Origin of the sequence: Actinomyces polynesiensis (assembly GCF_000820725.1) — a bacterium.
Classification (GTDB): domain Bacteria; phylum Actinomycetota; class Actinomycetes; order Actinomycetales; family Actinomycetaceae; genus Pauljensenia; species Pauljensenia polynesiensis.
The window spans coordinates 1-8277 of the sequence record NZ_CCXH01000106.1; the positions used below are offsets into that span (position 1 = coordinate 1).

Annotated in this window: 7 protein-coding genes and 1 tRNA gene; 6 read left to right on the forward strand and 2 right to left on the reverse strand. The window is 71.3% G+C overall.

Going from position 1 to position 8277, the window contains the following annotated elements:
- Window positions 1-231 precede the first annotated feature (231 nt).
- Complete coding sequence (locus TA90_RS04770; RefSeq protein WP_043534875.1) at window positions 232-1602, forward strand: uracil-xanthine permease family protein; 1371 nt, start codon at window positions 232-234, stop codon at window positions 1600-1602.
- Window positions 1603-2001: 399 nt separating this feature from the next.
- Here the strand turns inward: TA90_RS04770 and TA90_RS04775 are convergent, their stop codons facing one another.
- A complete protein-coding gene (locus tag TA90_RS04775; protein ID WP_043534876.1) occupies window positions 2002-2667 on the reverse strand; it encodes a LytR C-terminal domain-containing protein in 666 nt (221 codons plus the stop codon).
- 177 nt (window positions 2668-2844) lie between these two features.
- Between TA90_RS04775 and TA90_RS04780 the strand changes: the two genes are divergently transcribed.
- Window positions 2845-3990, forward strand: coding sequence for an acyl-CoA dehydrogenase family protein (locus tag TA90_RS04780; RefSeq protein WP_043534877.1), 1146 nt, complete (start codon window positions 2845-2847; stop codon window positions 3988-3990).
- Between the two features lie 27 nt (window positions 3991-4017).
- Here TA90_RS04780 and TA90_RS04785 read toward each other — a convergent pair whose 3' ends face one another.
- Window positions 4018-4566: a hypothetical protein gene (locus tag TA90_RS04785; RefSeq protein WP_043534878.1), complete on the reverse strand. Its 549-nt coding sequence runs from the start codon at window positions 4564-4566 to the stop codon at window positions 4018-4020.
- Window positions 4567-4762: 196 nt separating this feature from the next.
- Here TA90_RS04785 and TA90_RS04790 point away from each other — a divergent pair.
- The 4 genes from TA90_RS04790 to TA90_RS04800 form a co-directional block, all read left to right on the forward strand.
- Window positions 4763-4847, forward strand: a tRNA-Ser gene (locus tag TA90_RS04790).
- A gap of 302 nt (window positions 4848-5149) precedes the next feature.
- A complete protein-coding gene (locus tag TA90_RS14960; RefSeq protein WP_187120091.1) occupies window positions 5150-5308 on the forward strand; it encodes a hypothetical protein in 159 nt (52 codons plus the stop codon).
- Window positions 5309-5338: 30 nt separating this feature from the next.
- Window positions 5339-6808 carry an OmpA family protein gene (locus tag TA90_RS13120; protein WP_052450520.1) on the forward strand — a complete coding sequence of 490 codons (1470 nt, stop codon included), beginning with the start codon at window positions 5339-5341 and terminating at the stop codon, window positions 6806-6808.
- 431 nt (window positions 6809-7239) lie between these two features.
- Window positions 7240-8277: amino acid permease (locus TA90_RS04800; protein WP_147513378.1), on the forward strand; the 1038-nt coding region annotated here is incomplete at its 3' end.

Consider the following 8277-nt stretch of genomic DNA (forward strand, 5'->3'; position numbering starts at 1 on the left):
CGGACCCGGGGCGGAACTCCGTGTCGTCCATGGGACCCTCCCTGTGGCTGGGGCCCCAGCATGTCACAGCTCCGCGACGGGGAGACGTCGGTCACGGGGCGGTCAAGTCCGTACCACGAGAGCGGCACGCCCAGCTTTCGGATGGATGCGGGTGCTCGCGGGGCGGACGTCTATCCTGAGGTTCCGACCGGCACATCGGCCCAGCCCATTGACTGATCGGAGACGTCGCAGATGAGCGACTCGAGCCACGCCCTGTTCCGTTGGAAGCTCCACGGCGACGGACACTCCATCCCACCGGGCGAGGTCGTCGCCCCCGACGAGCGCCTCTCCTGGCCGCGGACGATCGGCATCGGGGCCCAGCACGTGGTCGCCATGTTCGGAGCGACCTTCCTCGTGCCCCTCATCACCGGCTTCCCGCCCTCGACCACGCTCTTCTTCACCGCCATCGGCACCCTGCTCTTCTTCCTCATCACGGCGGGACACCTCCCCTCCTACCTCGGGTCGTCATTCGCCCTGATCGCCCCGATCCTGGCGGTCTCCCAGACCCTCGGCCAGGAGTACGCACTGGGTGGCATCATCGCCACCGGCGCGACGCTGGCGCTGGTCGGCATCGTGGTCCACTTCGCCGGCGTGCGGTGGATCGACGCCATCATGCCGCCGGTGGTGACGGGCGCGATCGTCGCCCTCATCGGCTTCAACCTCGCACCCGCCGCGTGGAACTGGGTCAAGGAGGGGCCGGTGACCGCAGTGGTCACCATCGTCTCGATCTGCCTGATCACGGTGCTCTTCAAGGGCATCATCGGACGTCTCTCGATCCTCTTCGGCGTGCTCATCGGCTACGTGGTGGCCTGTCTCCAGGGTGAGGTCGACTTCGCCCCCATCGCTGATGCCGCCTGGTTCGGCCTGCCCCAGTTCCACTCCCCGGCCTTCGACCCCTCCACGTTGGGGCTGTTCATCCCGGTGGTCTTCGTGCTGATCGCGGAGAACGTCGGTCACGTGAAGTCCGTGTCCGCGATGACGGGGCAGAACCTCGACCACCTCACCGGTCGCGCGCTCTTCGCGGACGGTGTCTCCACGATGCTGGCGGGCTCCGGCGGCGGTTCGGGCACGACCACCTACGCCGAGAACATCGGCGTCATGGCCGCCACCCGCGTGTACTCCACCGCCGCCTACGTCGTGGCAGCGGGTTTCGCCTTCGTCCTGTCGCTGATGCCCAAGTTCGGGGCCGTCATCGCCACCATCCCCGACGGGGTCCTGGGCGGGGCGGGGACGGTGCTCTACGGAATGATCGGCATGCTGGGCGTGCGCATCTGGGTCCAGAACCGCGTCGACTTCTCCAACCCGGTGAACCTGAACACCGCAGCCGTGGCCCTCATCGTCGCGATCGCGGACTTCACCTGGTCCCCCGGCGGCATGACCTTCGGCGGGATCGCCCTGGGCACCGCGGCCGCCGTGGTGATCTACCACGGCATGCGCTGGATCTCGAAGCTGCGCGGCACGAACCTGGAGGCCGCCACGCCCGCCTCCGCCCCCTCGGGCTCCGAGTTGGACTCCGAGCCCTACGCGAAGCGTCGCAGGGTGGGTGACGCTCCCGAGGGCTGAACGCGGTGGTCGGTCGGCGTGTCCCGGTGCGGGTCACGCCGACCGGGCCCGTGGCCCTGACCCGGCCCGTGGCCCTGACCCGGCCCGTGGCCCTGACCCGGCCCGTGGCCCTGACCCGGCCCGTGGCCCTGACCCGGCCTTTCGCCCCGACCCCGGGAGCCTCGGCAGACAATATTGCGGACGGGGACCCGATCTCTGAATGAGGTCGCTGTGTCGATGCAGGTCAGCGGCCATTGACGTGAGAGCGTCGGTCACCGACATCCCCACATTGTCTGCCGGGAGGCTCCACGGCCGCCGGGCGGAGCACCTCCCGCCGCGAGCTTGCGCCTGGGGGCGTCGCGCGGCACGGCCCAGTTGTCGGACCGGGCGGGTGGACGGCTCCGGGTGGACGGGTCCGCGTCACTCGCCCGACTGGGACCCCGACTGCCCCCACTGCTCACCGGACTGGACGCCCGACTGGGAGGCGGCCGTCTGCGCGTCCATGGGCAGGCAGGTCGAGGGCCCGGTCAGGTCCGAGGTGTCCTCCATGGCCTTCTTGAAGTCCTCGTCCGACAGGGTGCCCTCGTAGAACCCACCGAGGATGACCGTGACCGTCGAACTCGTCGTCGAGGTCAGCTTCACCCGCGCGTCGGGGAAGAAGCGCGCCACGGTGTAGGCGGCATCCACCGAGGAGGGGCCGGCGTCGACCTCGACCGACCCGGCGTACTCGGAGGTGGCATTGCCGGGTTCCTTCATCTGGAACCCGGCCTTGTCGAGCATCTCGGTGGCGTCACTCGCGAGACCGAGGCGGGATGTGGCGTTGAGCACCTCGACCGTGACGGAGCCCGGGTCCAGGGGTGCGGTGGAGGCGGTGGGGCAGGGCACGTCGCCCTCGCCTGCGTACTTGGTGCCCGTGGAGAAGTCCGAGGGCAGGGGCAGGTGGACCAGGCCGAGGATGGACAGGAGGCTGACGATGACCAGGACGGCCATGACCGACAGGGTCACGGAGAACGTGAGGTTCTGCTTGCGCTGGCGGTTCTCGAGGTAGCGCTGGCGCGGCGAGAGTCTGGGCGGTTCCTGGGTCACGGGTCCAACCTACTCGACCGGTGCGCGGTGGGGAGCCCCCGACGTGCTGGCGGAACGCAGCAGGACAGGTGTCCGCGCCCGTGCCGCGCGGAGGGACAGGGGACCACCGGGGCGGATACGGTGGAGCAGGTCCGTGCCCGACCCGGACCACAGACCCCTCACACCTAGGAGGCACCGGTGGGATTCCTCAGCGACGAGCTGCTGGCCACGATCCACGGGCGCGCTGCGCGCCACGACGCGGAGAACACCTTCCCCGACGACGACCTCGCCGACCTGCGCGCGGCCGGCTACCTGGCGGCCTTCGTGCCGTGGGAGTTCGGTGGCGCGGGCCTGACCCTGGAGGAGATCGCCGCGGAGCAGACCCGGTTGGCCAAGGCCGCCCCCGGGACCGCACTGGGCATCAACATGCACCAGATCATCGTCGGGCTGGGCAGGCACCTGGTCCGCAACGGCAATGACCGCGGGGAGATGATCCTGCGCGACGCAGCCGCGGGGGAGCTCTTCGGGTTCGGGATCTCCGAGCCCGGCAACGACCTCGTCCTCTTCGGTTCGACCACGGCCGCCGTGCCCGACGGGCAGGGCGGCTACTCCTTCACCGGCACCAAGATCTTCACCTCCCTGGCACCGGTGTGGACGCGGTTGATGACCTTCGGGCGCGACGACTCCGGGGAGGACGGGCCCCACTCCGTCTTCGCGGTCCTGCGCCGCGAGGACGGCGGGTTCACCGTCAAGGACGACTGGGACACCCTGGGCATGCGGGCCACCCAGTCCAACACCACCCTGCTCGAGGGCGCCCACGCCCCCGAGTCCCAGATCCTCACGCGCACCGAACCCGGGCCCTCGAAGGACCCCGTCGTGTTCGGGATCTTCTCCAACTTCGAGATCCTCCTCGCGGCCACCTACTCCGGGGTGGGGGAGCGCGCGGTGGAGCTGGCCGCGGAACAGGTGCGCACGAGGAAGTCGGTGAAGAACCAGACGGTCTACGCCAACGACCCCGACATCCGCTGGCGCATCGCGGAGGCCGCGCTGGCGATGAACGCGGTGGGCCCGCAGATCCGAGAGCTCGCCCGCGACATCGAGGCCGGTGTCGACCGGGGCCCCATCTGGATGCCCCAGCTCTCGGCCGCCAAGAACGCCGCGGCCGAGGCCTCCCTGCGCGCGGTCGAGCAGGCGGTGCGGGCCTGTGGCGGGTCGTCCTACTACACGAGGAACGAGCTCTCGCGGCTGTACCGCGACGTGCTCGCCGGCCTCTTCCAGCCCTCCGACCAGGAGTCCCTGCACTCCGCGTGGGCGAACGTGGTGCTCGGACCGGTCGAGCGCTGACCCCGGCGGGACCCGCGCCGGTGCCGGTCAGTCGCCGGAGGTGGAACCTCCCAGCTGGTCCGCTGCCTCCTGGAACTTCGGGCACAGACCCTGGAGGGTCGTCATGGACTCCTCCATCTGCTGGGAGACCTCCTGGAGACGGGCGAGCGCCTCATCGGCTCCGGACTGCGAGGTGGTTCCGACCGAGGTCGACTCGGTGAGGGAGGCGTAGGCATCGATGTAGGAGTCCCAGGCGTTCCTGACCTCGGGGTTCGTCACCGTCGCCCCGATGCCCTGCATCTCCTCCATCATCCGACCCACGGCCTCCAGGGCTGCCGCCTGGTCGCTGGTGTCGACGTCCCGGTACTTCGCGGCCATGGCCTCGAGCTCGGTCTCCAGGGCCGTGCAGCCCTCCTCGACCGACTGGGAGGAGTCGGTTGCGACGGCCGGGGTCGAGGCCTGCGCCGAGGAGGTGCTCCCTCCGGCGCTGCCCGAGGCGGGTGCACCCGACTCCTCGGAGGGGCCGGTGCTGCAGGCGCCCAGTGAGGCGGCGAGCACGAGGGCGGACAGGGCTGCGGTGATGCTGTGTCGTCTCATGGGGGACAGCCTGAGTGAAAGCTGGGAGTGCGGCAACAGGAGGGGTGGGGTGCGGCCTCCCGGTGTCGCGGCCGTGGTGGGACAGGGCGTCGGCGGTCACGGTGACCCATCGCACCCGGGACGAGGCCGGGACGGTTGGCGTTTTCGGTGCTCGGCCCGCTAACATGGTCCAGCGCGCGTGCGATCCACGCGCCTCGGAGGATTCGCCTAGTGGCCTATGGCGCACGCTTGGAAAGCGTGTTGGGTGCAAGCCCTCGGGGGTTCGAATCCCCCATCCTCCGCGGTGTGACGAGGCGGGGCATCCCTTCGGGGGTGCCCCGCCTCTCCCGTTCCCCCCACCTGCGCACCGCCGCGCCCGTCGGACCTGCCCTGCGGCCGTCCACCGACTTGTGGGCGTCCCCCCGGGTGCCCACCAGCCATGTGACGCCGAGGGGACGGCGGGCCCGGTGCTGGTGTCCCCCGGGGCGCCCGGCAGCGATCCCGCCCCGCCCTCGTCGGGCACCGACCACGGACCCACCGATAGGCTGCCCCCGAGGACGATCCCTGACCGCATGCCCTGTCGACACCCGGAAGAGGACCGCAGATGACGCGCCGCCCCACGTCAGACCCGCACGCCGCACCGCCCGCTGCCCTGGTGCCCGCCCTCCTGGCGGCCACAGCCCTCGCTCTCGGGGCCTGCACCGCCGGCGGCCAGCCCTCCGGGGAGCAGTCGGGACAGTCCGGGCACTCAGGTCCGTCCTAGTCCGGTGCCGCTGACGAGGGCGGGACCGGGGTGTCGGCCGCGGGAGATCTCTTCGTCGAGGGGACGATCGAGACCCCGACGAGCGAGGTGACCGCCCGCATCGGTCCCCTGGTGAACCGGGGGGACCACGCCGTCCTGGTGCTCGAGGTGGAACTCCCCGACGGCGCGCAGACGGCCGGCTTCGAGAGGCGCGACCACTGGATGGCCCACCCCTTCCGCGGCATCTACCGCTTCCCCCTCCTCGACCTGGAGGCGGGCACGGTGGAGGAACCCGTCCGGCTCGGGTCGGACCCCAAGGCCAGCGACGAGGCGACCCTGGAGTTCTCCCCCGTCGCGCAGGAACCGCCCTACGCCGCCTACTCGGTCTACGGTCCCCAGGACCGCGACGCCGTGGACATCCTCGTGCCCGGCGTGGGCCTGGTCGAGGCAGTGCCCGTCGTGGAGGAGTCGGTCCTGCCCACGGACGACACCGACATCCGTTCCGTCGCCGCACTGGACGCCGCGGAGGAGGAGATCGGACTGCCCGGCCGGGAGATCAACCTGCGCAGGGCCCAGCTGGAGTCCTTCGCGCTGGCCACGGACGACGGCCAGGACATCGAGGTCACTCCCGAGCAGGTCGACATCAACGTCAACTCCGACGTCCTCTTCGACTCCGACCAGGACACCCTCGGGAGCGGTGCCCGGGCGGAGCTGCGACAGGTCGCCGACCAGCTGGACGGGATCGGGGGTGGGACCGTCACCATCGTCGGTCACACCGACGACGTCGACTCCGAGGAGTACAACCAGGCCCTGTCCGGGAGGCGCGCGGAGGCCGTGCGCGACGCCCTGGAGGACCTGGGCGATCTCTCCGCCTTCGAGGTCACCACCCGGGGCAGGGGTGAGAGCGAGCCACGCGTCGCGGGCACGACCAGCGAGGCGAGGGCCGCGAACCGGCGCGTCGAGATCCTCGTGGTCCCCGCCGACACCTCCGGTCACGTCGTCATCCAGGGCAGGGACCAGGCAGAACCCCCCGAGCCCGAGGGCCCCGTGGGTGTGGCGGGCGAGGGAGCGACGGTCTCCAATGAGGACGGTGACACCATGCGCATCGACCTGGCGGAGCTGCGCACGCGTGGGCGTTACCTGGTCGGGGAGGTCACCGTGACCAACGTCGGGGACAAGGAGGACATCGGGGTCCTCAACGCCCTGCGGGCCATGACCCTGAGCACCCCGCGCGGCGAGTTCGAACCCAACCAGATGAGCATGCCGTCCGGGCTCACCCTGCTCGAGGGCGGCCAGCGCTTCTTCCCCGTCGACTACTCGATCGCGGGCGCGGACCACACGCCCGTCGTCCCCGACCAGTACGTGACGCTGGAGCCGGGCCAGTCCGTGGTGGTCCCGGTGGTGTGGCCACGGATGGAGGCCGACTCCGCAGTCCTCGACGTCTCCGACTACAAGGACGTCCTCGGGGGCAGGACCGCCCACTACTTCCTCTTCCGCGTCACCGACATCCCCATCCACTGAGTGCCAGGGGGAGGGCCGCCCCCACCCGCCCCCGCCCCACCCCGGCCGGTCCGGGCGGCCGCACAGGGTCGTGGAGCGGCGGTACCCGGGCACCCGGACGGAGTCGTGGTGCGGCGGCACCCGGTGGCACAATGGCGGGCGTCGTCGACGGGGGACACCGCTCTCCGCACCAGCCAGCCTCCGGAGGGCCATTCGTGGATCCCAACCAGTCCGTCCCGCACGCGTCCCCCGTCGCGGGGGCCAGGCCCGCCCCGGTGCGTGTACCCTCCGCGGGAGTGACCACGGGGGCGCCCTCGTCGGCGCGACCGCGCACCGGGGGCACCACCCCGGCACCGGGGGGTGACGCGGGCGGGACGGCCCCCGACGCCAGTCGGGGCACCCCCGGCGCTCCCGGCACCCCCGGCAGACGCTTCAAGACGCGCCACCTGTCGATGATGGCGCTGGGCTCCGCGATCGGGGCCGGCTTCTTCCTGGGGACGGGCGTGGCCGTGTCGGAGGCGGGGCCCGCGGTCCTCGTCTCCTACGTCCTGGCAGCCGTCCTCGCGATCTCCGTGATGTACGCCCTGGCGGAACTCGCCGCCGCCCTGCCCTCCACCGGGTCCTTCTCCACCTACGCCGAGGCGGGCATCGGGCGCTGGGCCGGTTTCACGGTGGGCTGGCTGTACTGGTTCACCCTGATCATGGTGCTCGGCATGGAGATCACCGGCGCGGCCGGGATCTTCGTCAACTGGTTCCCGGCGGTGCCGCAGTGGACGGTCGCACTGGTGGTCGTCGTGGTGCTGGGCGGGGTGAACCTGCTGGCCGCCGGCGACTTCGGTGAGGTCGAGGCCTGGCTGGCCGGCATCAAGGTCTTCACGATCATCGCGTTCCTCGCCATCGGGATCGGCCTGGTCACCGGCATCATCCCCGGGCGCCCGGAGTCCGTGGTGGACAACGTGCTGGGGCACGGCGGCTGGGCGCCCAACGGGCTGGCCGGCATTGCCGTCGGCCTGCTCGCCATCATCACCTCCTTCGGGGGCATCGAGATCGTCACCATCGCCGCCGCGGAGTCGGAGGAACCCCAACGCGCCATGGGCCGGGCGATCCGCTCCGTCATCTGGAGGATCCTCGTCTTCTACGTGGGCTCGGTGATCCTGATGATCTGCCTGCTGCCGTGGAACTCCGAGGAGATGCGCACCAACCCCTTCGCCTCGGTCCTCGACATGGCGGGCATCCCCGCCGTCGGGCGCATCATGGAGGCCGTCGTCTTCATCGCGCTGGTCAGCGCGTTCTCCGCCAACATCTACGCCTCCTCGCGCATGGCGTACTCCCTGTCGGCCCGCGGCATGGGCGCCCGCTGGCTCCTCGGCGCCCCCGCCGACCGTTCCCCCGCCGACCGTCCCGGCCACCCCGCCGCAGGTGGTCCCGCCGCCGCCCACCCCGCTGCCGTGCCCGCGACGGACACGGACGAGGGCGTCGCGGGTGCGGAG